This is a genomic window from Nodularia sp. LEGE 04288 (assembly GCF_963896525.1).
Classification (GTDB): domain Bacteria; phylum Cyanobacteriota; class Cyanobacteriia; order Cyanobacteriales; family Nostocaceae; genus Nodularia.
Genome location: NZ_CAWQOY010000094.1, coordinates 147,378 through 171,743 on the forward strand (window position 1 = coordinate 147,378; position 24,366 = coordinate 171,743).

Annotated in this window: 23 protein-coding genes, 1 tRNA gene and 1 pseudogene; 12 read left to right on the top strand and 13 right to left on the bottom strand. The window is 42.5% G+C overall.

Annotation, left to right across the window (positions count from 1 at the left end; all coding sequences use genetic code 11):
* The first annotated feature begins 108 nt into the window (after positions 1–108).
* The 3 genes and pseudogenes from hetZ (at position 109) to AACX33_RS07705 (ending at position 5,035) form a co-directional block, all read left to right on the top strand.
* Positions 109–1,329, top strand: coding sequence for a heterocyst differentiation protein HetZ (gene hetZ, locus AACX33_RS07695; protein WP_193997707.1), 1,221 nt, complete (start codon positions 109–111; stop codon positions 1,327–1,329).
* A pseudogene (locus tag AACX33_RS07700) lies at positions 1,322–2,302 on the top strand (PatU). Before hetZ ends, AACX33_RS07700 begins: the two are co-directional and overlap by 8 nt.
* Positions 2,303–2,722: 420 nt before the next feature.
* Positions 2,723–5,035, top strand: coding sequence for a transglutaminase TgpA family protein (locus tag AACX33_RS07705; RefSeq protein ID WP_193997706.1), 2,313 nt, complete (start codon positions 2,723–2,725; stop codon positions 5,033–5,035).
* A 64-nt stretch (positions 5,036–5,099) separates the two neighbouring features.
* Here the strand turns inward: AACX33_RS07705 and rnc are convergent, their stop codons facing one another.
* Positions 5,100–5,780 carry a ribonuclease III gene (rnc, locus tag AACX33_RS07710; RefSeq protein ID WP_193997705.1) on the bottom strand — a complete coding sequence of 227 codons (681 nt, stop codon included), beginning with the start codon at positions 5,778–5,780 and terminating at the stop codon, positions 5,100–5,102.
* Positions 5,781–6,526: 746 nt separating this feature from the next.
* Here rnc and remA point away from each other — a divergent pair.
* Complete coding sequence (gene remA / locus AACX33_RS07715; protein WP_193997704.1) at positions 6,527–6,793, top strand: extracellular matrix/biofilm regulator RemA; 267 nt, start codon at positions 6,527–6,529, stop codon at positions 6,791–6,793.
* A gap of 176 nt (positions 6,794–6,969) precedes the next feature.
* Positions 6,970–7,569 (top strand): guanylate kinase, encoded by a 600-nt coding sequence (gmk, locus tag AACX33_RS07720; RefSeq protein WP_193997703.1) that lies wholly within the window; start codon positions 6,970–6,972, stop codon positions 7,567–7,569.
* Positions 7,570–7,748: 179 nt separating this feature from the next.
* On the opposite strand, the gene AACX33_RS07725 is transcribed toward gmk, so the two are convergent.
* The 3 genes from AACX33_RS07725 to AACX33_RS07735 form a co-directional block, all read right to left on the bottom strand.
* Positions 7,749–8,270 (bottom strand): photosystem I reaction center protein subunit XI, encoded by a 522-nt coding sequence (locus AACX33_RS07725; RefSeq protein WP_193997702.1) that lies wholly within the window; start codon positions 8,268–8,270, stop codon positions 7,749–7,751.
* Positions 8,271–8,524: 254 nt separating this feature from the next.
* A complete protein-coding gene (psaJ, locus tag AACX33_RS07730; protein WP_089092352.1) occupies positions 8,525–8,674 on the bottom strand; it encodes a photosystem I reaction center subunit IX in 150 nt (49 codons plus the stop codon).
* Positions 8,675–8,714: 40 nt separating this feature from the next.
* Positions 8,715–9,209, bottom strand: coding sequence for a Photosystem I reaction center subunit III (locus AACX33_RS07735; protein ID WP_193997701.1), 495 nt, complete (start codon positions 9,207–9,209; stop codon positions 8,715–8,717).
* A 177-nt stretch (positions 9,210–9,386) separates the two neighbouring features.
* Between AACX33_RS07735 and tsaD the strand changes: the two genes are divergently transcribed.
* Entirely contained in the window at positions 9,387–10,424 is a 1,038-nt protein-coding gene (tsaD, locus tag AACX33_RS07740) for a tRNA (adenosine(37)-N6)-threonylcarbamoyltransferase complex transferase subunit TsaD (RefSeq protein WP_193997700.1), read from the top strand.
* Positions 10,425–10,536: 112 nt separating this feature from the next.
* On the opposite strand, the gene AACX33_RS07745 is transcribed toward tsaD, so the two are convergent.
* Positions 10,537–11,445 carry an alpha/beta fold hydrolase gene (locus AACX33_RS07745; RefSeq protein ID WP_193997699.1) on the bottom strand — a complete coding sequence of 303 codons (909 nt, stop codon included), beginning with the start codon at positions 11,443–11,445 and terminating at the stop codon, positions 10,537–10,539.
* A gap of 76 nt (positions 11,446–11,521) precedes the next feature.
* Complete coding sequence (locus AACX33_RS07750; protein WP_193998022.1) at positions 11,522–12,241, bottom strand: hypothetical protein; 720 nt, start codon at positions 12,239–12,241, stop codon at positions 11,522–11,524.
* A 450-nt stretch (positions 12,242–12,691) separates the two neighbouring features.
* Between AACX33_RS07750 and AACX33_RS07755 the strand changes: the two genes are divergently transcribed.
* Positions 12,692–13,243: a GNAT family N-acetyltransferase gene (locus AACX33_RS07755; protein ID WP_193997698.1), complete on the top strand. Its 552-nt coding sequence runs from the start codon at positions 12,692–12,694 to the stop codon at positions 13,241–13,243.
* A gap of 346 nt (positions 13,244–13,589) precedes the next feature.
* Positions 13,590–13,663: transfer RNA gene (locus tag AACX33_RS07760), tRNA-Pro, on the top strand.
* A gap of 717 nt (positions 13,664–14,380) precedes the next feature.
* Here the strand turns inward: AACX33_RS07760 and AACX33_RS07765 are convergent.
* Entirely contained in the window at positions 14,381–14,509 is a 129-nt protein-coding gene (locus AACX33_RS07765) for a hypothetical protein (protein ID WP_265338609.1), read from the bottom strand.
* A 121-nt stretch (positions 14,510–14,630) separates the two neighbouring features.
* Between AACX33_RS07765 and AACX33_RS07770 the strand changes: the two genes are divergently transcribed.
* The 4 genes from AACX33_RS07770 (at position 14,631) to AACX33_RS07785 (ending at position 18,023) form a co-directional block, all read left to right on the top strand.
* Complete coding sequence (locus AACX33_RS07770; protein ID WP_193998021.1) at positions 14,631–15,428, top strand: Tic22 family protein; 798 nt, start codon at positions 14,631–14,633, stop codon at positions 15,426–15,428.
* 3 nt (positions 15,429–15,431) lie between these two features.
* Positions 15,432–16,346, top strand: coding sequence for a peptide chain release factor N(5)-glutamine methyltransferase (gene prmC, locus AACX33_RS07775; protein ID WP_193997697.1), 915 nt, complete (start codon positions 15,432–15,434; stop codon positions 16,344–16,346).
* Positions 16,347–16,355: 9 nt separating this feature from the next.
* Positions 16,356–16,946, top strand: coding sequence for an L-threonylcarbamoyladenylate synthase (locus AACX33_RS07780; RefSeq protein ID WP_193997696.1), 591 nt, complete (start codon positions 16,356–16,358; stop codon positions 16,944–16,946).
* A 147-nt stretch (positions 16,947–17,093) separates the two neighbouring features.
* Entirely contained in the window at positions 17,094–18,023 is a 930-nt protein-coding gene (locus AACX33_RS07785) for a sensor histidine kinase (protein ID WP_193997695.1), read from the top strand.
* Here AACX33_RS07785 and AACX33_RS07790 read toward each other — a convergent pair.
* From AACX33_RS07790 to AACX33_RS07815, 6 genes are all read right to left on the bottom strand, one after another.
* Complete coding sequence (locus AACX33_RS07790; RefSeq protein WP_193997694.1) at positions 17,986–18,459, bottom strand: GNAT family N-acetyltransferase; 474 nt, start codon at positions 18,457–18,459, stop codon at positions 17,986–17,988. The two genes, AACX33_RS07785 and AACX33_RS07790, sit on opposite strands and share 38 nt — an antisense overlap.
* 102 nt (positions 18,460–18,561) lie before the next feature.
* Positions 18,562–18,975 (bottom strand): hypothetical protein, encoded by a 414-nt coding sequence (locus AACX33_RS07795; protein WP_193997693.1) that lies wholly within the window; start codon positions 18,973–18,975, stop codon positions 18,562–18,564.
* 110 nt (positions 18,976–19,085) lie between these two features.
* A complete protein-coding gene (gene secF / locus AACX33_RS07800; RefSeq protein ID WP_193997692.1) occupies positions 19,086–20,063 on the bottom strand; it encodes a protein translocase subunit SecF in 978 nt (325 codons plus the stop codon).
* The gene (gene secD / locus AACX33_RS07805; protein WP_193998020.1) at positions 20,060–21,478 is read right to left on the bottom strand and encodes a protein translocase subunit SecD; all 1,419 of its coding nucleotides are present in this window, start codon (positions 21,476–21,478) and stop codon (positions 20,060–20,062) included. The genes secF and secD overlap by 4 nt, the downstream gene beginning before the upstream one ends.
* 178 nt (positions 21,479–21,656) lie before the next feature.
* Positions 21,657–22,640 (bottom strand): alpha-ketoacid dehydrogenase subunit beta, encoded by a 984-nt coding sequence (locus tag AACX33_RS07810; protein WP_089092366.1) that lies wholly within the window; start codon positions 22,638–22,640, stop codon positions 21,657–21,659.
* A gap of 450 nt (positions 22,641–23,090) precedes the next feature.
* Complete coding sequence (locus tag AACX33_RS07815; RefSeq protein ID WP_193997691.1) at positions 23,091–24,224, bottom strand: CO2 hydration protein; 1,134 nt, start codon at positions 24,222–24,224, stop codon at positions 23,091–23,093.
* Positions 24,225–24,366 lie beyond the last annotated feature (142 nt).

Below are 24,366 nucleotides of genomic sequence, written 5' to 3' on the forward strand. Positions count from 1 at the left end.
CTGGACTAGCCTGCGTTTAGCTTATACGCAAATTTAAACAGCCAGCCAACACCCACTGTCGTCACAGGTTTTACTTAAGTATTTTAGGGTCTTTTGAAAACCGAGACTATGAATTCAACCGCAACCGCAACAATTCCAACCACAACAGTTCCCACCCCAACCGTTCAGGGAGACAATTCTATCGGCGTTGAGGGAACATTTCAACTCCTATACAAAGAGCTTCAGGAATCAACTAAAGCTTCAAAGCAGAATTGCCATGATGTCGCCTCCAGAATTACCACCGAAGTCTACCGGATTTGTCAAGAGAGTAAACGTATTCAAGCTTCCGGTGATATCCAAAGCTCGGCTATTTCCCTAGCCAGACATCGGCTGCAACAGTGTTTCAGATATTATCAGTTGGGTTCAAGTCGGGGTAGGGTTGAGTTACACAGTACTCTGAGTGCAATTATTTATCGCTATATTAATCCTCCTCAAAGGCAGTTAAGCTATCAAGGACGATTGACAATTATTGAAGATTTCCTCCAGGGTTTTTATCTGGAAGCCTTAAATGCTTTCCGGCGGGAAAACCAAATGGGTCCTACTTATCGTCCTCAAACTCTCCTGGAATTGGCAGAGTACATGGCATTTACTGAGCGCTATGGTAAGCGGCGCATTCCCTTACCAGGGCGACAACAGCAGCTAATTATCCTGCGGGCGCAAACTTTTTCGCAACAGCAACCCCAGGAAACCAGCGTAGATATCGAACAAGCCGCAGAAGGTAGTTCCAATGACAATGACGGTTCTTGGGAAGAACCAGCAGTACAGCAATTGCGTTCAGCAATGGCCATGCAACCCGAACCGGAACCAGAAGAAGATACTCTGCGTTCGGTTGTGGTTACAGAATTAATGGATTATCTCGCACAACGGCAACAATCTGATTGTGCTGATTATTTCTCTCTCCGTCTTCAGGATTTATCAACTCAGGAAATTGAGTCAATTTTGGGTTTGACTCCCCGTCAGCGCGACTACTTACAGCAACGCTTTAAATATCATCTGATTCGGTTTGCCTTGTTACACCGTTGGGAATTAGTTCACGAGTGGTTGGAAGCCTCACTGCACACTAATTTGGGTTTAACTCCGCAGCAATGGCAAGATTATACAACGCAATTGGACGACAAGCAGCGCTCGTTACTAGAATTGAAACAAGAAGGACAGCCAGATGAAAAAATTGCCAAAACTTTAGGGTTATCCACAGCGCAACTGCAAAAACGGTGGTTTAAAATTCTGGAACAAGCATGGGAAATTCGTAACTCCCTAGTGTCCGGATCAAGTGCATCTACTCATGAATAGTGACTCAGAATCCTTACAAACCGATTTACTCGATTGGTTGTTGGCAAATAAAGCTAACACCAACGAGCCTCAATTGGTAGAGTGTGAGGTAATTGACGGGGTATACGACCCTCTCAAGGAGGTAGCGGCCTTTACAGGCGGTGAGCCATAATTGGGAGGAATGCCCCAAACCTTTCAATTGGGAGAAATTCCTACTGTGCAAGAACGTTTCCAAGCCGTCCTCAAACGTCGGTTACAAATCGAAGTCGAAAACCAGCCTCCTTTATTTCCTTGGGAGTCTCAAATAGTAGAGTATCCAGAATTTTTGGAACAGCGATCGCTGGCTTTAAGTCCTAACTGGGGATGGATAGCACAGCAGTCCAAGCTGAATCTGCCTATCCCTTTACCAGAGAAAGTTTTCCAAGAGTTATTGGCCAAATGTCAAGGGTTGATCACATCTTCGCTACCTCTAGGGGCAAAACTAGTTCAGGTAGTTGAGAGCTTTTTCCCCAATGAGTCACAGACAATCAATGATTTAGCTGGATTGGTGCTGAGAAGCACTTATCGGTCTGTGAATACTCTGGATACAATGGCTGAAATTCAGGATGATTACTCAGATTTACAACCACGTCAGCAGATGGCATTGTCATTACTAGCTGCTAAACAACTGCTAGATAATTTGACTTTACCAGTGTCTTCAGCCAATCCTGTGGTAGAAAGACAATGGCTCACCAGCGCTGGCACTCTGACTTTGAGGGTTGAATACCAGTCTCAAGATCAGCTGACGCAGTTGAGGGTTAATTGTGAGTTACCCGCTCCAGGTATTTTGAAATTACAAGGAAATGGCAACCAAGCAGTAGCAAAGTCTGCAACTCCGGGAAATTTGAGTGTAGAATTATACTGTAATCAACCAATTCCCGTTTATACTCTGGAAGTTGATTTTCCAGAACTAGACCAACAGCCTTTGCTGTTTGTGATTAGTCCCACGATTTAGTGGAAATGACCACCGTGATCTTTTGAGGTTGATTTACACCGATAGATCAGATGGTGATCATGGTTTGAATCTTATCCTTGAGTAACAATCGGTCATTAGGGTTTCTACTTTATTCACAAGCGGTTATGAGTTTTTCTTTGAAATTTGAAAACCGCAGCGAAAATGACACAATTATCAGATCCTAAAACGGACATAGCTCGCCTTCGGGGAGTTGATGTTTTTTTTAGAAGCACTCGTGTGAAAAATCACAGAGGAGCAAGCAAAATAGTTATACCAATTTGTAATTTCTAATTAAAAAAGTCAGACTCAATCTGGGTGACCAAATGATTGTATCTGTCGATTTTTTTTTCAAATTGGTATGAGTTTACTTCCAAAGATTGTGTCTATGGCATCTACAACATCCCTTTGTTTATATTCTCAATGTTTAAGTTATCTAGGATCAATCAGGTTTGGCTTCTACCTATAGGTCGTTACTGGCGACAAAATGTCGGGGGATCAGCTTCAAGGGAAGTGGAAGATGCAATTTCTTTACGGGTACTAGTGCTAGCGTTGGTAATCGTGGGAGTTGTGGCAACTGATATTGCGGCTGAGACTCAATTCAGTCTGTGGGCTGTGCCGTTAAGTATAGTTGGTACGAGCTGGAGTTACTACCGTCGCCGCAGTGCCAATATTCCAGTTAAGTTCTGCATCGCCATCGGAATGTTAATTACACTAGTTGCCTTTTTTGGGCGGTTGCTGGGAGAACTGAACGATACGCGGGTGGCTTTGGCAGAGTTATTGATTCAACTGCAAATACTCCACAGCTTTGATATGCCCCGGCGCAAAAGCTTGGGCTATTGCATCGTTATAGGTTTGATTTTATTGGGTGTGGCAGCAACACTCAGCCAAACTTTGGCTTTTGCCCCAATGCTGCTATTATTTCTCGCGATCGCATTGCCGACTTTAGTCTTAAACTATCGCTCTCATCTCGGTATTCAGCAATTAAAAATAAAAAATAAAAAGTTTGGTCAGCAAAATTCTGCAATTCTAAATTTTAAATTCTTAACTTTCAATTTCTTGATAATTGTCGGGCTGGGTCTGGCAATTTTTGCAGTTTTACCGCGATTTCCTGGCTATCAACTGCGGAGTTTTCCTGTCAGCACCCCGATCAATGCTCCGGATGATTTTACAGGTCAGACAATTATTAATCCTGGTTATGTCCGTGAAGGTAGGGGCAGTAATCAAGGTAGTGGTCGTGGCGATGGCGAAGACCAAAACGGTCAACTGGATAATAACTTTTATTACGGTTTTAATAGCCAGATGAACCAGAACCTGCGGGGAGAGATGACACCGAAGGTAGTCATGCGGGTGCGATCGCAGATTGAAGGATTTTGGCGAGTGCTGGCGTTTGACCGCTACACGGGGCAAGGATGGGAGATTTCTCGCAATGAGGAAGTTACTACCCACAGGCGAGCGCCTTGGTCTTACCAAATTCGTCTGCCTTTACCAATATTTATAGGTCGCAGTCGAGAAATAGTGCAAACTTACACAGTGGTGTCAGAATTGCCTAACTTGATTCCGGCTATGGCTCATCCCAAAGAAGTCTATTATCCCGCGCCGATTATTGCTGTTGATCAAGAAAATGGTTTGCGATCGCCTGTAGGATTATCAGAAGGAATGACCTACACTGTGGTTTCGCAAGTACCATACCGCGATCGCACTTTATTAGGACAGGCTTCTACTAAATATCCCCCTGGAATTAAAAATTATTATTTACAAACTCCAACGGAAATCACTGAAAAAGTTCGGCAACGGACTGAAGAAATCCTGGCTAATTACAATCAAGAACGCATAGCCAATTCTGCCAAAATCCTAGATTCACCTTATGAAAAGTCTCTCTACCTAGCGCAGTACCTCAAACAAAACTACTCTATTCCCGAAAATCCTTTAGGACTGCCCTTTTTGAACGAAGACGAAGACTTGGTAGAAGCATTTTTGTTCAAAAACAAAGGCGGCTATCCCGACCATTTTTCCACAGTTCTCACTGTGATGCTGCGTTCTATTGGCATCCCGGCCAGATTGGTAGCTGGTTTTAGTGCAGGAGAGTTTAATCCATTTACAGGGATGTACGTTGTCCGTAACACAGACGCTTACGCGATGACAGAAGTCTATTTCCCTAGATATGGCTGGTTTGCTTTTGATCCCATTCCCAATCATCCTTTGATTCCTCCTTCCACTGAGGATATTCAAACTTTTAGTGTGCTGCGGCAGTTTTGGCAATGGGTAGCTAGCTGGTTACCAAGCCCAGTCACAGGGTTTTTAAACACTCTATTTGGGATAATATTTGGCTGGTTAGTTAGAGCGATAGCTTGGTTTTTGGCTTTATTTTTCCAAGGTTGGCTAGGTGTATTAACTGGCTTAATCTTGGCAACATCAACAGCATTTTTGGGTTGGCTGGGTTGGGGACAGTGGCAACAGTGGCTTAAGCGTCGTTGGTTAAAAAAATTACCCCCGATGGAAAATCTGTATCAGCAAATGCTGCAATGGGTAGCTGAAAAAGGCTTGGGTAAACATCCAGCACAGACACCCCTAGAGTATGCCAGGGGATCACATCAGCATCACCCCCCAGCAACGGCTCAGGTAATAGATGAAATTTGCCAAGCTTATGTCGGTTGGCGTTATGGAGATCATTCACCTAACTTGAATCAACTGCAACAAAGATGGCAAGAACTGAAAAAGACAACTAAAAATTGAGTCTTATTTATATCTTGGTGGTGAAAAAATAATTCTCTTAACCACCAAGACACCAAAACAAGAACTAAATTAAACCCTGTTTTTTGAGATTAGATAAGGCATTTTCCGCAGCTTGTTTTTCAGCCTCCTTCTTACCACGAGCTTTTCCGGCTCCGTAAAGCTGATCACCAACAAAAACCTGAGCCAGATATTCTGGAGCATGATCCTCGCCTCCGATGCGTTCGGTGACGTACTTGGGTAGTACAGCTCCACAATTTGCCTGTACCCACTCTTGCAATCGATTTTTTGAATCGACATTAGAACGGATTTCCATAATCGCTTCCGGGACAGAGTTAAATAACTCTTCAAGAATTGGGCGAATTTTTTCAATGTTGCGATCGCGATCTAAATAATACGCTCCCACAACAGATTCAAAGGCGCTACTTAATAAATTAGGACTTTGAAATCCTCCATCGTGAATTGCTCCTCTTCCCAAGCGCATTTTAAAATCTAAACCTACTTCAGTTGCAAATTTAGCCAGTTGCTTTTCGTCCACTAATGCCGATCTGCGGCGAGTCATTTGATCTTCTGCCATATCTGGATAGCGAGTATAAAGATACTCTCCACTGATAAAGGTGAGTAAGGCATCGCCTAAAAACTCCAAGCGCTCATTATGCTTTTCACCAGGATGTTCGTTGACATAAGAACGGTGAGTCAACGCTTGCAGCAAAAGCTTTTCGTTGTGAAAATTTAACAATTCGTGCATTTCTTTTTTGTCTCTTGACTATTTTGGGTATAGAATGGTAGTCTTTAATGCCCTGATTCAGCCGCAAACTGTAGATTTCTAAATCGCTGAAGAAATAGAATTCATTAGCTAGTTCTCTCAGTTTCTGGCTCGAATATTTTGCCAATCCCAAAAAATAGCTACACGCGAAACGATTGAACCACCTTTTTGGTTGTCCATAATTGCCTCAATGAAGTTTGTGAGGCAGTATCAGAAGATCAATCTAGATTTAAACCTGAAATTTCAGACAAATCGGAAAGGTTCATTTCGGAACGATTACCGTATCAAAACCCGCAAGACCTGGAAGTGCGACTCATGACACGAAAACCCTAGCATGACACTTGTTTTGATCTCTGTAGCTGCTTTAATTTACACCATTACACTGTTGTGATACTCTTGTCAAGAGTAATTGGGTAATGTATGGGTCAAAGAAACAATATTTGCTGATTACAGTCTTTAGACTGAGGAAAATTCCCACTACGCTCAGTTTTAATTTAAATTTAACTTCAAATAAATTTACGCAGTTAATTAGATTGTATTTTTACAGTTCCGCATACATCCTGGGGCAGATTTTCATTGTATCCAGCTATTTACCAGCTAAAACAACCATTTGTCATTTAAAAACTCAAGCTTGCTAAACGTAAAGCGTTGTAACTCCCGTTTTTTGGCTATAACATGGAATAATTACCTTACAAGCTTGTAACACCATATTTGGTGTCAGTTTTTTTATGGAAATACAATTAATTAACATTGGTTTTGGTAACATCGTGTCTGCCAACCGAGTAGTTGCCATCGTTAGTCCAGAGTCTGCCCCGATTAAACGGATCATTACCGATGCACGGGATAGAGGTCAATTAGTGGATGCAACTTACGGACGGCGAACAAGGGCTGTAATTATCACTGATTCCAGCCACGTAATTCTTTCCGCCATTCAACCGGAAACGGTAGCGAATCGGTTTGTGATTTCTCGTGATCATCATACTGTAGAGAACTGATTTAATATAGGTCGATAACCCTACCCCTATTTGCACCACATCGGCAGTACCATGTGAATTAGACAAGTTTTCTGTCACCCGTGCTACAAGTTCGTTCGTCAAAAGTTTATCTGATAACGAAAACACAGCTAATGACTCATGAATAATGTCTAATAATTAATTCACAGTTTGAACGGATGATGCAAGTTTTACCTATCCAGAGTGATGCTCCCACCAAAGAAAGCCCCTCTCCAGGCAGGCTAATTGTTTTAACTGGCCCCAGTGGGGTTGGTAAAGGCACTTTAATGCAAGAGCTGTTAAAACGTCATCCGGAACTTTACTATTCTGTATCCGTGACGACTCGTTCTCCTCGTCCAGGAGAAATTAACGGCGAAAATTATTACTTTATTAGCCGCAGTAAGTTTGAACAATTAGTTGCCGAAGGTGAATTCTTGGAGTGGGCAGAATTTGCTGGTAATTATTACGGTACTCCCCGTGAAGCTGTGCTTAACCAAGTCCGCTCTGGCAAATTAGTGGTGCTGGAAATTGAACTAGAAGGGGCAAGACAAATCCGCGCTTCCTTCCCTAGCGCTCTCAGCATTTTTATTTTACCGCCTTCCCTGAATGAATTGGAGAGCCGCATCCGTGGTCGCGCCCAAGATTCTGAAGAAGCGATCGCTCGTCGCCTACGCCGCGCCCAAGAAGAAATCCAAGCCGCAGACGAATTTGATGTTCAAATCGTTAATGACGATTTAGAAAATGCCCTCAAAGCCATAGAAGCAACTTTATTTGGATAGTTGAAACTCTTTGATACTAAGCATTTTTACACCAAAGTAAAAAGGACACAGAAGAAGAGCGCAGCTTTTCCTTTGTGTCCAGGGAATAAAAAAATAGGACATCAGGCATGGGTAATACTGAAACATAACTCACAATCAGCTATTACCAATGCCCAATGCCTAATTATCAAAAAATTAAATTAACCAACTAGACCTTGAATGAGTCCCAAATTGCTAGTCAAGAAATAAGCGACGACTGCACCGCCAATCCCACCAATTAAAAAAGAACTGGCAAAATTATTCCAGCTTTCTTTGGAGTTAAAAGCATCTACTGGTGGGTTGGGGACAGTTACACTGGCAAGTGCTTTCTCAGGATTGCTATTGGCATACAGGGATAGACAGGCAGTGAGAATCACCACCAAGCCAATAGCTGCAAGTAATCCAGCTAAATTAGCATTAGTTGCATTACGTAGAGGACCTAATTTAGCGAAAGGTCCAAATAGTAAGTAACCATGAGCCATGCCAACTTCTAACCCACGTCTAGAAGGATTAAGACCTTGACGATAGGCGGGCAAGTTATTAATGAACCACTTAACTAAGGGAGAGGAGTTAATCGGGGTTTCTAGATTTCCTTGCTGAGGATCACGTCCTGCTGGAGACACAACCTCACGATTTCTGGGATCGCTGGGGGAATTTTTCGCTGAATTTACTGCTTGCGCCATATTTTGTGTTCGCCTCTAAATTAGAATTGTGGCATTTTTATATTATTAATAATAATTGTAGCTAAAGATGTTTTTTGGCTAAGAAGTTTAGAAAAATTAATTTACCTGCTTTTATTAAAGTATGAAACTCGCAAGCTATTTACAGCATTACGAGTTTCATCACCAATGTTTCCTGCTAATTTGAGTGATACTTTCGCCTAATTAGACTCAGTAATCCCATGACACAATATTCAGCATGAAATTCCATTTTCCACTTATGGTAGTGGGTGGAAAAGTAAGTCAGGGAAAAAGCGGTTAAATTCAATTAAAATCCCTGCTGTAATGGTTAGCCAGATAGTAGCTGCCACTGGAGCCGTAGAAAGAAATGTGATCAAATAGGACGATTGATCGCTTTTATCTGCCATGAATTTAGTCTCCAAAACAAATGAATTGAGTTAGGAAAAATTAACGCGGAGAAACAGTGATTTCTGAATCTTTCGCAGTTAATTCGCCTGAAAGGAGTTCTTTGATCGCTGCTAGAGGCCAAGCAAAGCCTGTGGCGATAATCGGTAGTGCCAAACCAAGATCGATTTGGATTTCTTTGGCTTCGGTATCTGATAACTTTTTAATGGCTTGCAGGTAAGCACGGCCTACCCAGCCAATCCAGCCAGCAATATACAAAAATAGAATGCTGGGAATCAAAAAGTCACCAGCCCGATCAAGGCGACCATCAACAATTAAGTGAGGGTAACCTTCGGGACCACACAGTGCCTGTGAATAACGCTCAAACCGCTTTTGCCCTGATTGGGGGTCGGCGGTGGTGTTACGGGCATTTTTTGCTAGCTCTTGAAAGGCGGGAGAGTCTTTACAAGGTACCAGGTTAGCCCCAAGCGCTTGGGCAGGGGGGGCAAAGTTGGACCAAAGACAAATCGCTAAAATCAAAGCAAACAATCGTCTCATAGAGTTGTTTCCTTTTATTACAAAACAAAAAGTTTCTTGTACAAAACGAAGCGGCTTGTACAGTTCTTTATTTGCATAACTAGCTAGTAATCATACTCTTGGGCGGGAACCGAGTAAAGTTGAAGTAAATAAAAGTTAAAGCTTCTCAAACAAATCGTTACTTAACACCACCTGATAATGGCAACTGTTTTAGCAATAGAAACCAGCTGCGATGAAACTGCCGTCGCAATTGTGAACAATCGTGAAGTTTATAGCAGTATCGTCGCTTCCCAAATTGCCGTTCATAGTCAATATGGCGGGGTAGTGCCAGAGGTGGCATCCCGTCAACATCTAGAAACCATCAATGAGGCGATCGCTCAAGCAATGGAGCAAGCCCAACTGAACTGGCAGCAAATTGATGGTATTGCGGCAACCTGCGCCCCTGGACTCGTAGGAGCGCTGTTAGTAGGGTTAACTGCGGCTAAAACTTTAGCCATGTTACACAACAAGCCATTTTTGGGAGTGCATCATCTCGAAGGTCATATTTACGCGACTTATTTGAGTGAATCAACTTTAAATCCCCCATTTCTTAGCTTACTCGTTTCTGGTGGACATACAAGCTTGATTTATGTAAAGGATTGTGGCGTTTACGAAACTCTGGGTGAAACTCGTGATGATGCTGCCGGGGAAGCCTTTGATAAAGTAGCGCGATTGTTGAAACTGGGTTATCCCGGTGGACCGGTGATTGATCAATTAGCACAAACGGGGAATGCCCGCGCCTTTACTTTGCCAGAAGGGAAAGTTTCTTTACCAGGTGGGGGATATCATCGCTATGACAGCAGTTTTAGTGGGTTAAAGACGGCGGTACTGCGTCTAGTGCAGCAATTAGAGAAAGATCAAGAACAAGTGCCAGTGGCTGATTTAGCAGCTAGCTTTCAGGAAACTGTAGCGCGATCGCTGACTAAAAGAGCGATCGCCTGCGCCCTCGATTATGATCTCAACACCATTGCCATTGGTGGAGGGGTAGCAGCTAACAGCAGCCTGAGAAAAATCTTACAGACAACCGCCGCCGAGCATAACCTGCGCGTCCTCTTTCCACCCCTGAAATACTGTACTGATAACGCCGCTATGATTGCCTGCGCCGCCTCTCATCACCTATCACTTGGTCATACATCACCCTTGACTTTAGGCGTTGAGTCTAGGCTGCCACTCAGCCAGGTAATGAAATTGTATTAATTTTCAACTAGGACACAGGCAAAAAAGCTGGATATCGAACAAGTTTCCCCTCTTCGCTTGCGGGGAGGGATGCTGATTATTAATAAATATTAATAAATATTAAAAATAACATCTAACCATTGACTATTGACCGAATGTGACCAGCAACTGCATCTGGCTGTTCTAACATTGCCAAATGACCACAATCAGGAATTTCAATTACATTGTCGCCACTATATTGAAAAAGCCGATGAAAACTAGCTAAATGGCGAACATACTTGGGTTCCATCACCTTGTCATCAGTCCCAGCCAAAAAATAAACTGGCTGCTGCAATTGAGACACTAGCTGAGGTAAACGGTTGATTTCTTCCTCAGTTGTAGAGTCTAGTAATGCTCCTAACGCAGCTTCTGGGTCAGCCATCACAAAATCAATCACTCGCTGACGCGCCCAATGACGATCTAAGGGACGAGCTACACTGGCTCTGGTAAACAACAAATCAATCAAAGGTAGTTGACATAGCCAGCGCGGTCGGACTTGCAAAAATCTTTGACCTGCTGAACGAAACTGCTCAAAAGCTTCTTTGAGATAAATACCACCACCTGCGTTGATACATATAACACCTTTCACACATTCCGGAATTTGAGCAGCTGCCCAAAGTGCGATTGTGCCTCCCAAGGAATGCCCAATCAGCCAAGCACTAGTAATATTCATCTGTTCTAAAAGGGCAGCTAAATCCTGAGCATAAACAGCTGGTGTATAAACAGAATCAAAAGGCAAACTAAACTCATCAATTGAGTGAGAAGTCAAGCTGATATTCGTTTGATCCTGAATAAAATCTGCTTCTGGCTGGGATTTAGACTCACCAAAACCGCGCAAATCATAAGACAGGCATTGCAAATCAACTGACAAGCGGGAAATTACAGGTTCCCAATACCCACGGCTATTTAGCCAACCGTGGATAAATACTAAAGCATGGGGACAGGAAGTAGGAGCCGTTAGCTCGTAAGCGTGTGGAACGCCCAATATTTCAATGGTTGCCATACTTCATATCGTACCCTTAAGAACGGGTACGACTAAATACTCAATGGAGCAAATCAATGAATTTCTGATTGTAGATTTACCTATCCAACAACCTCAACCTCACCCCCTCAGCAATTTTGTGTCCCAAATATTCAGGAATCAGGCTTTCATTCGGCCCCAACAAATAGAGGATGAGCCGCGTGCGTCCGCGCCAAACCAGCAAATTGGCATTGACCACTAATAAGTCTTCCTGCCAAATGGTGTGCATGACTTTGTAAAATAATCCCGGTTGATTGTCAGCTTCAATCACCAGGGCTGGGAGATGAAATACTGGATCAACATAAAACTCTGTCTGTACTTGTTCTAGTCCAGTATCGAGATTAAATTCTACAGCCAGCATTTCTTCTACCTCAAACCGCCCACCTAGAGCCTCACGAATGGCGCGGCAGACATTTTCTGCGGTTTTCTCAGTTAGGGCTTTACTCCCACGAGATACCAGAAGTTTGATAAAAACCAGCATCGGTGGTCGGATTTGACCATATAGACTTAAACCATGAATGGTTAGCCCATAAGCTGCTAGGACACCAAAAATATCACTGAGCAGAAAAGACTGGTTGCGGTAAGCAAAATGCAGGGCGCTTTTGCTACTTTCGGACTTTAATTCAATAACGGCGCGCTTTGTTTGATAAAGACGGTAGGCTAGCCGCAAATTTTGTAGTTGAATCTCACTACTCACAAATTGCTCATAAAACTGGGGAAAGGCTCGGTTAAAGCGCTTTAGAAGTTCCAGTGTCGAAGATTTTAAACCAGAAGCCATCGTTGGGTGTAGGACTCGCTTGCTTTCATCACCAGGGAATTGGGGACTAGGAAACCCCAAAAAATCAATCAAATTCTTGGACTGAGATAATTATGTCTGGTGTGGAGACGCGTAGCGTGCGGCACACAATTTTTTCTTTCTCATATCTTAAAGATAGGGGCTTGCGACTAATTATTACCCAATCTTCCATCCCTAATTCCCAATCCCATACAATTCACCTCATCTTCTGGGCTTTTTGGGAAATTTCTACTAGGCTCCACAACAAAATGCTAAACTTGAAAATGATTGGTGTGAAACACGCCATAAAAAGCAGTTGCCATAAAAAATCCTGGAAACATCTAAAGAAATTTAAGTGATCAGGGTATTTAAGGTTTCAGCTTGCTAAAACGTGAATCAACACTCCTTTGAAAGTGGAAACCAATTTAGTTATACTACCCGAACCACGTTGGCATGGGTTTTTGGAAAACTTGGTTTAATAGCCCTGAGTCTGTAGCGACAAGTAAAACAACCTCTTTTGAAGAACGTACAGGGTCTGTTGCGGGCGAATCTAGCCCTAATAGCTCTAGCGAAGCTTCTGGGAAGGAGACTCGCATCGTTTTTAGTACGGAGCGAGATATTGATCTGTATGAACTAGAGGAACTTTGTGATGCAGTTGGTTGGTCACGTCGTCCTTTAAGAAAAGTCAAAAAAGCCATTGAGCATAGTTTTCTCGTAGCCTCTATGTGGCAAGTACGAGGAAACCAAAGACGGCTGATCGGTTTCGCTCGCGCTACCTCAGATCATGCGTTTAATGCCACTATTTGGGATGTGGTAGTTCACCCGGACTTTCAAGGTAAAGGACTGGGTAAGGCGCTGATGAAATACGTACTCAAAAAACTTAGAAGTGAAGAAATTAGCAATGTGACTCTCTTTGCTGATCCTCATGTTCTAGATTTTTACCGGGGTATGGGTTTCATGTCAGACCCGGAAGGCATTAAAGGTATGTTTTGGTATCCGCACTAATTTTCAGCACAAATACAGCAGATTGGCATAAAAAATCGGCTATTTTGGGTAAAGTATCCATATTGTTGTGTTTTGGGAGCCAGCTGATAGGCAAGGGATTATCTGTTTGATCAAGCCGATTCAGCCGCACAACCAAAGTGTTTGTTGTCAAGCAATTGATTTTGCCTAGACAAAAGATAAAATTGGTTAGCCAATCTATGTTAAACCTGCTATAGTAGTATTGTTGCCGTGGTAAATCAGTTATTTGGGACTTTTCCCAAAAGTTTTACCAGTTAGGCTATGATTTAATTTCCGTTGCTGTTCGGTAAATTTAAAAACCAATCAGCAGTAGTGAGATTAATCTATCCGGGATGTAGCGCAGCTTGGTAGCGCGCCTGCTTTGGGAGCAGGATGTCGCAGGTTCAAATCCTGTCATCCCGATTTAAATTTGTAAGTGGCATTTTTGCACTCCCGCCCTTTACTGTATTTACTACTTTAAATCAGTGGTGAGATATAGCTTGTTTTCCAACTATTACAGCACTTCCTTCTGCTATGAGGTACACATAGCGGGCAAGATGCCCGCACCACAAGAGTTTTATCATTAATATCTGTACCTTATAATACCGGGAACTGCTGTATCCGAAATATTAAGGTCTTGGAAAATCTAGTAGTGGCGTGGCAAGGCTAAAATGTTGCAATAGATTTTTGAGAAAATTGAGATGAATCAATATTTCCAGCTTTTCCCTAATGCACTATTTTAAGCTTGCCACACCAGTAGGGTGCGTTATGGACTAAAGTACTAACGCACCGAGAATTTAGGATCGTGCGTTGCGCTACGGGACAACACACACGACAAAAAAGGGTTTGAAGTAATCTTTTTGATCATTTGTGTGTACACGGTGGTTCCTTGGTAAGGGGAGAAGCAGCCGTCTGTGGTGTTGTTTCTATGGGTCTTCAGATGGAAATGTATTAGATAAATTTTATGCGAAACAGTAATTGACTGAGGAAATATGATTTTGGATAGATGTGAGCCGATATTACAGTAGCGGCCGGTGGAACGATTAATTCTGTAATGTCGTCATCTAGATTTAAGAAAGCCAATAAAATGAAATTAAGCATCTCAACTCTCCGGGGAAGTTTTTGCTGATCAAGAGCAAACTAAACAAGCATTAACACCATTGTGCAGTGAATAACAAGGCGAAATAAAGAAAAACACAAGGCGATCGCACTACCAGATAAATTCTCCAGGGTGGAAAAACAGCGCTTTTGAGAATTGATTGTTAACATTGAATCGCAAAAACAAATTTTTCACATTTTCAAGGTATTGCTATATAACTAAAACTAGTTAGTGTGGTGCTAATCCAACCATTTGTTTGTCTGAATTTAATTATTGATGCGAGGAGCCATGATGAAAGCATTAGTTCGCTGGGGCGCAACATTAGGCCTAGTGGGAAGTACTTTACTAGGATCGGTTTTTGTGGGGAGTTTCCCAGTTCTGGCTTTGTCAGAACAGCAAATAAAAGAAAAGTTAGATTCAGTTCCTGTATATCTAGTTACTAATGAACAAGGTTTACCATTGAGTCGTCCCTTACCAAATGCTGAAAAACCTGGTGGTTCGGTAACAGGTGTTTATATGAGTCGGCAGGAAGCTCAAAGTTTTATTAAGGACTTGCAGGGTGTCCAAGGCAAAGACCCGAAAACGCAACAAATGGTGAAAAGCCTACAAGTAACAGCAGTGCCTCTGGGTGTTATTTATCAGCAATTGCAACAAACTAAAAACCAGTCAGAACGCCTGTTATTTGCCTTTAAACCTGTAGAACAGGAAATCAAGGGGGCAATGGAATTACTGCGTCAAAGTGGTCAACAGGTAAATCAGTTTACTAGTGTGCCTGTGTTTGCTGTGAGATTTTCACCAGATCAGGGTTATGTGCCAATTCAACTGACAGCTGACAATGAACAATTAATTCCTTTGTTTTTAAGTAAGCAAGATGCACAAGGCTTGTTAACCAAAATCAAGGGACAGTTTCCCAAAGCGGATATTCAGGTAATAGATATAGATGGGGTGATTAAAACCTTACAGGATAAAAATGATCCTTGGCTAAACCAAGTTGTTTTAGTCCCATCCCAAGAATCTAGAGAATATATCAAGACTTTGCCTACAGAGAACGCCCCCAAAACTCCACCAGCGAGACCTCAGCAACGTTAAGCAATGGCAGAAAAACAGCTACAGGTAGTTTCCGGTTTACAGCTTTGGCGGTGGCGTAATAGTGCGATTGGCGAAGCGATCGCCTATGATATTTCACCGGCTGAGATAGATTGGTTACTTCTAGAAGTAGCTGGGTTAGACCGTTTGGCACTGCGTTTAGAATCTTTTAAAGAGTGGCCTCAAATTCAGATGGCGTTACCTTTAGAGGATTTAAACCAGTTGTGGCAAAGGCGATTAAATGAACGCTTACCGGTGCAGTACATCGCGGGAGTTACGCCTTGGCGACAATTTAAAATTGCCGTGTCAAGTGCAGTTTTGATTCCCAGACCGGAAACTGAGTATTTAATTGATCTCGCTGTGGCTGCTGCTACTGACAGTGGCGCAGCCCCATTCCTCAATTCAGGACACTGGGCTGATTTGGGTACTGGTAGCGGTGCGATCGCCTTGGGTTTAGCAGATGCTTTACCAAAAGCGACAATTCATGCAGTTGATTACAGCCTAGAAGCTTTAAAAATTGCTCAAGCCAATGCTCGTAATTTGGAACTTGACAACCAAATTAAATTTTACCAAGGTTCTTGGTGGGAGCCGCTAACAGCCCTCAAAGGTCAGTTCAGTGGTATGGTGTCTAACCCACCTTATATTCCCACTAGTACCGTGGCTACTCTGCAACCAGAAGTAGTGAACCATGAACCACATCTAGCACTAGATGGTGGTATTGATGGCTTGGATTGTATTCGCCAGTTAATAGAAATCTCTCCCGGCTATTTGCGCCCTGGTGGTGTGTGGCTGATTGAAATGATGGCTGGACAGGCGGATACTGTGCGGACACTTTTACAAAAACAAGGTAGCTACTGTAATATTCAAATTCATGCTGATTTAGCTGGAATTGAACGCTTTGCAGTAGCTTATATGAAATAACCTTTACACATGACTCAAGTTTCTTTAGGTGATTTGATCGCCGGCGCACGTGATGGTTTATTAGTCAGTTTTCCTACAGATACCGTCCCCGCACTCGCAGCTCTACCAGAAAAAGCACCATTAATTTTTGAGGCCAAACAGCGCAGCCAAGATAAACCTCTGATTTTGATGGGGGCTAGTGCAGAGGATTTATGGCCTTATGTTCAAGGTACTGAAAATGAGTTAAAAATTTGGCAAGAGGTAGCAAATAGACATTGGCCGGGAGCGTTGACATTGGTATTACCAGCCAGCTATAAAGTGCCAAAACAGATGAATCCGACTGATCCGCAGACAATTGGTATCCGAGTTCCTCAGAGTGCGATCGCGCAAAATATTTTGGCACAAACAGGTCCCCTTGCCACCACTAGCGCCAATTTTTCTGGTCAACAACCCTTAGAAAGGTTAGCTGAAATTGCTGAACAGTTCCCAGAAGTTCTGACTCTGGAAGCGACAAAATTTAATGGTGAATTTTCTGGAATTGGTGTGCCTTCTACTGTGAGCAAATGGACGGGAAATAACTGGCAAATCTTGCGCCAGGGTACAGTTAAATTAAGTTTTTAGATTGCTCACCAGATTAGAAAATATCTATAGTTATAATATTATTTTTCTATTATAGATTTTCATCATGAGTCAAACTAATTCACTACTAAATCCGTAAATTTACCTTTCGCCATTGTGGTGAATTAATAACTTAATAATTGCCAAATTATGAATTGGAGCAACTTCATATATTTAGGAGTAGGACTAATACTAGGGTTGGGTGTGCGGGGATTATTTACTCAGTCATTAAAAAGTTCCTCTAGCTTATCTCCAGTCAAATCAGGAGAGCAACCGCAAGTTGCACAACTTCTGCAACAGGTCAAACAAACGCAGCTAGCGTACCAAATGGCGCAAGAAATGAGCCTGTTTAAAGCGGGATTTTTGGCGCGAACTACCCATGAATTGCGATCGCCTCTGAATGGTTTAATTGGCTTGCATCAGTTAATTTTGGAGGATTTGTGTGAAAATCCCGAAGAAGAGCGCGAATTTATTACTCAAGGTCACGAGAGAGCGCTGAAACTGCTACATCTGATTGATGAAATTCTCAACATCGCCAGAACAGAACACGGGACTAATAAATTAGATATTCAACCCCACTGTCTGGCTACAGTTTTGCAGGAAGTGAATAATTTAACTTATATGCTGGCAGCAAATCGTAATTTTCCTTTACGAGTTGTGCTTCCAGATCCAGAAATTTATGTTTTGGCAGATTACCGATGGCTACGCCAAATATTAGTAAATTTAGTAGACACTGCCATTGCTCAAATGCAGTTCGGCAGTATCTGTCTTTCCTGTAGTTTTTTACCGAAAAGTAATCCAAATAATCCGCTTTACATTTGGCTGGATGTGCCTACCCATGCTTTAACTGCAAGTGAGTCCATTGATCTGATGAAATCAGGAATTCAGAGTTCTCAGATTGATGAAGATTACACGACTTTTTCGCCAGGAATGAATCTATTAGTCAACCAGACTTTACTAGAAGTGATGGGAGGAAAGTTGGAAATTGTGCCATATCCAATGACTGAGGAAATAACTGAGGAATTGACTCGGTTGCAAGTGTCTATCCCCCCAGTAATTCCTGAAGCTGGACTTCATTAACAGGAAGGGTTTCAATGTCAGATTGGTTATTTAAGACCATTGTCGTGGTGACATTGCACTGGAAACCAATTTTTTCATAAAACTCCTGCTGATGAGTAGTCATTAAGTATACCCGCTCAACTCCCCTGATGCGGGGATGACTTAAAACGGTTTCGACTAACTTTCGCCCCAAACCCGTACCGCGATACTCTGGGTGAATCACCACATCCCAGATCGTAGCGCGATAGATACCATCAGAAGTTGCTCTGGCAAAACCAATCAGTCGCGCTCCATCCCAAATACTAATCACTGGATCACTATTGGCGATCGCTATACCTAAATCCTCGATACTACGCCCTTTTGCCCAAAAAGCGGCAAGATTAAATAGTTCTTGGAGTTTGTCAAGGTCTATTTCACACTGGCGATGTTCGCTAAATTGAATTTGAGGATAGTTCATCGTGTACACCCCAATTTGGCAGTAATATTTCGTCATATTGTGCTGGAAAGTGTTGAATACGTATATCTATATGCAACGATTTCCAAGTTTAATTGTGATGATTTAATCACAAATCCACTTCCACAGAGGATGAGTTTGGCCCTGCTGTCTGATTCTCAAAACTTGTTTTTCTAAACGTTGTTGTTCCCGTTGCGGTAATCCCAGCAGAATATTTCGGCTTTGCCAAACTAAAGTAGAAACGGTAGTACCGATACAAATAGCTAAACCCAGGGTAGACAGTGGATGATAGAACAGTCCATATCTGACTGCCACCCAGGTAAAATATTGTTGTAACAGAGCAAGTTCTCCCCGGAAATTCCACAAGGAAAAAGGTGCAATTGTGAGCCATAAACAGCCAACAAAAAACCATCTACCGTATACAGTCAGCTGATGTAGCTTTTGTACTTGTTGGGTAAAAGTTGTGTCAATGCTATGGGCATGATTGCCATTTACTGATGGTTCTTCTGGTTGATCCATAACCAATTCCGAATCAATGAAACCCTTGGGGTATGGAAATGAGGCATTACGCACAGGTTTGGTTTATATAACCAAGATTTCCCATCGCCAGGTATTTCTTTCACCTTATTTTAACTATCTTGGGAACTAGCAGATGTATCAATTGCCTCAGCATTGACTAACACCGGAGCTTTACCTGTGCGTTCTCGCCACCAAGCCAGGAGAGTACTGGCGATAAAAAGACTGGAATAAGCCCCCGCCGTAAAGCCAATAATTAGAGCTAAAGCAAAGTTTTTGAGAGTTTCGCCACCAAGGAAATAGATAGCAAATAATGGCAGCATCGTGGTAAAGCTGGTGTTGATCGACCTTCCTAATGTTTGGTTGACCGCATCATCCACAATGTCAGCAATCGGGCGTTCAGGATTGACTTGAATGGTTTCCCGAATGCGATCATAAATTACCACTGTATCATTGACTGAGAAACCGATAATTGTCAGTAGGGACACAATGAACAGACTATCCACTTCTGTGCCTAGCACTAACCCGAAAATGGAAAAACCGCCTAAAGTCACCAAGACATCGTGAAACAGTGCCACAATGGCAAATAAGGCATAGTCCAATTGGAAGCGGAAAGTCAAGTAAATAATAATGCCTGCAAAGGAAACAAGCAGAGCGATAATACCAGACCTAAATAATTCGGCTCCCAGGGTAGGGCCAACAGTGTCAATTTGGTTTTTTTGCGGGTCAAAAGTGCCAATCTTTTCGGTTAAAGCAGTTTGTAATTTGGTGCGCTGATCAACATCTAAGTCCTTACTGCGAATTGATATGCCATTTTCACCAACTATTTGGATGCTGCTATCGCCTAAACCCTGTGCCTGGGCTACTTCCCGGACTGCGTTTATGTCTATTGGTTGGTCGCAGTTACCTAGTTCTGTACAATCACGTTCAAACTGTAACCGCGTACCACCGATGAAATCTAAACCGGGGCGTAGGGGTGCGCGAATTTGGGGGTTTTGCCACGAAATCACCATTGAGATCAGACTAATGAGAATAATGGCACTAGAAATAGTCCACCATAGCGATCGCGATTTGTTAATACTCAGTTTCATTTGGCTACCTCTGCCTTATTTAATGCTGGCAGGTTCGGACAGAAAAGTTCTCGCTTATTTTTGAAAGCCTGATTGGTAACTACTAAAAACATGAGTGTGCGGCTACAAGTAATTGCCGTAAACATACTCACTGCTACACCCAAAGCTAAGGTGAGCGCAAATCCTCGGACTAATCCAGAACCAAACCAAAACAGCGCCGCACAAGCAATCCATGTAGTCACGTTGCTGTCTAAAATACTCGAAAATGCCCGATAAAAACCAGATTCCACAGAACGATACAAAGATTTCCCGGCGCGTAATTCTTCCCGCGTCCGCTCAAAGATTAGCACATTGGCATCAACTGCCATGCCAATACTGAGGATAAAACCAGCGATTCCTGGCAAAGTCAGGGTTACGCCTAATAGGGCAAAACTCGCCCATGTCAGGAGAGAGTAAAAGACTAAGGACACATCCGCAATCAATCCTGGTAGGCGATAGTACACCACCATAAATATTAATACTAAGATGAGACCGCCGATACCAGCATAAATGCTGCTTTGAATACTGTCTCTACCCAAGGAAGCACCTACTGTTCTTCTTTCGGCAATTTCTACTGGTAAGGGTAACGCACCGCCACGTAACTGCACACCCAAGTCGTTGGCTGCTTGTGGGGTAAAATTACCTGTAATTACGGCAGCACCACCAGTAATCCCTGTGGCGGCAAATTCTATGCCCACTATAGGGGCGCTGATCAGTTCATTATCCAAAAATACCCCAATGCTCCGCCCCGTACCTGCGAGGTTTTTAGTGAGATTGGCAAACAGTTCACCACCTTTTTGTTCAAAGCGAATGGCAACATTCCAATTACTAGTATTTTGAGTGGGTTCACCGTAGGCATCTTGGAGGTATTTACCATCCAGTGGTGGATCTGTGCTTTCAAACAATTCGGCGATCGCTTGATTATTTTGTTGTAATTCTTCTTGATTCTTAATAATTAATGCTTCATCGTCGGTGCTGCGTAACTCTTCTTGCTTTGCTTTCAGATCGTTTCTTGACGCTTGAAAAGCAAAAAGTTGAGTTTCTGTCCCCGGCTTTTGTTGTCGAAATTCTAACTGTGCAGTGCCACCTAGCACACGTTCTGCTTGCTCAGGATCATTCACCCCTGGCAATTGTACCAGAATTTTATCTGTACCCACACTTTGAATTACTGGCTCAGAAACCCCAAGACCATTAACTCGACCTTCCAAAACTTTCTGAACGCCTTCCAAATCTCGCTCAGTAATTTCTCTCATTCCCGGTGCTGGTTTCACCTGAATGGTTAACTGTGAGCCGCCCCGTAAGTCTAACCCCAAGGGGACTGGAATTGTTGCTATCACCGTAATAGCGGCGATAAGCATCACAAAAATTAAAGCTAATAGCGATCGCTGTCTTTGCATACCATAACTCGCAACTGACAAAGGCTATAATAGCGTTCTTTCACGAGTTATGAATGGTTCGATGGGGCTATGAAGAAGCAGGGGAGCAGGGAGCAGGGAGCAGGGGGAGTTGGAAATTACTTTAAACGGACGGTTTTAACAACCTTTCCTCTTCCCCACTCGCCACTCCCCGCAATTGTTAAACTCGCATCGCCACCATTTTTTCCACAGCTTCCACGATTTGTTCTGGTTGAACAATTGTTAACCGTTCCAAATTGCCGTTGTAAGGTGTGGGAATATCTTGGGAAGAAAGCCGCAGCACTGGCGCATCCAATTCATCAAATAAGCGGTCATTGATAGAGGCGGTTAATTCTGCACCAATACCCCCAGTTCTCATACACTCTTCCACGATAATGACTCGATGGGTTTTGCGTATGGATGCCCCGATGGTATCAAAATCTAAAGGCTTGAGTGATATTAAATCAATAACTTCTGGATCAAAACCTTGTTTTTCTAAAGTTTTCACGGCTTGCAATACATGATGGCGCATCCGTGAGTAAGTGAGAATTGTGACATCTTTGCCCCGACGCACAACTTCTGCTTTATCTAAAGGTAGGAAATATTCTTCTTCTGGTAAATCTTCTTTTAAGTTGTAAAGCAGAACGTGTTCAAAAAATAACACCGGGTTATCGTCACGAATCGCCGATTTTAGTAATCCCTTGGCGTTGTAGGGTGTAGAACAGGTAACAATTTTTAATCCAGGAACCGCTTGAAAGTAAGCTTCTAGGCGTTGGGAATGTTCTGCACCCAATTGTCTACCCACACCGCCAGGGCCGCGAATCACCATGGGAATTTTAAAGTTACCGCCGGAAGTGTAGCGTAGCATTCCGGCGTTATTGGATATTTGGTTAAAGGCTAGGAGCAAAAAGCCCATATTCATGCCTTCAATTATCGGTCGTAACCCAGTCATGGCTGCGCCTACGGCCATACCAGTAAAACTGTTTTCGGCAATGGGGGTATCGAGAACTCGGAGTTCGCCATACTTTTTGTATAGGTCTTTAGTAACTTTGTAGGAACCGCCGTAATGTCCTACGTCTTCACCAAGAACGAATACAGTCGCATCACGCGCCATTTCTTCATCAATGGCTTCCCGCAGAGCGTTAAAAAATAGTGTTTCTGCCATTTAAACCTTATAGTAAGACTATTGTTTTAGAATCTTATCGTGCCACCGTAGCAAATATCGTTAGCGATCGCACTAGATGAGAGATTGATTTTTGCCAGAAATTACTCTAGACCCGGATAAACGAATTTTCACCAGGATTATCCCGTATTCTTGCGGTTTTCCCAAGCCAGAAACAACCGCAATATTTGTGACTCAAGGTCGATGGCGATCAGGAAGCGGTACAAATTCCTGACATAATTGAGCCATATCAAGGTGAGTGTATCCAATTTTTTGGCTGTTCCAATCTACCAAAGCTCTGGTTTTGGGAATATTTTTAACTAACCTAATTTTATACAGCTACGATATCAAAGCTGAATCAGAGACTCTCAAATTAAAAAACAACCAAAAAATTAAGGAAATAAACCGCTCTCCTCTTCATTTCTCAGTGTTCTCTGTGTCTCTATGGTTAGTTTATTTGTGATTCACATCCCGTAACCGCGAAGTTTCCAACCGATTCATCCATTTTTGTAAATAGACTTGATTAGCAATTTGTTCAGATGCATCATGAGTATCAATTGGATGAGGCATCAGTCCCAAAATCGTTGCCGTAGTCACGCAAAACATGGATTTTTGGAAGCTAATACAAATTTGGACTCGCAAATCATCTTCACCCCGAAGACTGCGACGATAAATTTTGTGTAAATAATCTGGAAGATAATGACGCATATCCTGCATCAGCAAAGTGGGAGGAATACCCGCACCACCGATAGGCAAAGGATCGGCATATAGTGCGCCATATTGAAATTGAGCTTGATCTAGGGGAATTTGATATGCTTGGGCATTGTAGGAAACTGTGCCATGAAAAGGAGTTCCCCGAAAGAATACCGCTTCTACATAAGGGATGGCTGTATCTGCTAGGAAAGTTAAACCCGCAGATTTCGGAATGATGTCATAGACTTGATTTTGAATTTTGACCGCGTAGGTAATAGGTTTGAGAGCATCTGCTACCAATGCCTGTTTAATATGGTCTACAACTTCAGGTATAGTTTTAATTTCGCCTCGGTCGTAGCGGTCTGATAGACTGAGGAACATATCCGCCATTATCCGCCAAAATTGACCTAAACCAGTATAGTAAGCAGAGACGCGCAACATTTCCGTTAAAAAATCAGGAAATAGTTGGCTCATTCCCATCATGATCGGATTATTTTTAAATTTTGCTTGAATAACTGCTTGCGCTCTTTCTTGAAATTCTGGTGTATCTAAATATTGATCTAGCCCACCACCACCATGCCACATCATCGCTTTCATACAGTATTCGGCATATTCAAAATTAATTCTGTCATGCCACCAATGACGCATTAATTTCGGTAAAGAAATCTCTCCATTAAAGTATTTAAAAAACTGGAAAAATACTAAAAATTGGTGTTCAGCAATATAAATAAGATTGTTTGAATAGGCATCTAAAACTACGCCATAGCTTTTGAGGATGCCGACTACTTCCAGAACATTATCTGGAGTATCAGGAAGTAATGCGCCACCATTTAGCAGGATTTCAATATACTCAGCTAAAGGATGATTAGCAGGTTTTTTTTTCATAGTTACCATTATCCAATTGCTAGTTTTCCAAAAATTACAGGTATTAGGGATGAGGAAAAACTCTTCCCCATTCCCCATGCCTCAGTGTAAATTCCAAGTACAGTCAGACGTAAATAGATTTTTTTGACTTTTGACCCCTCTCTGCGAGACA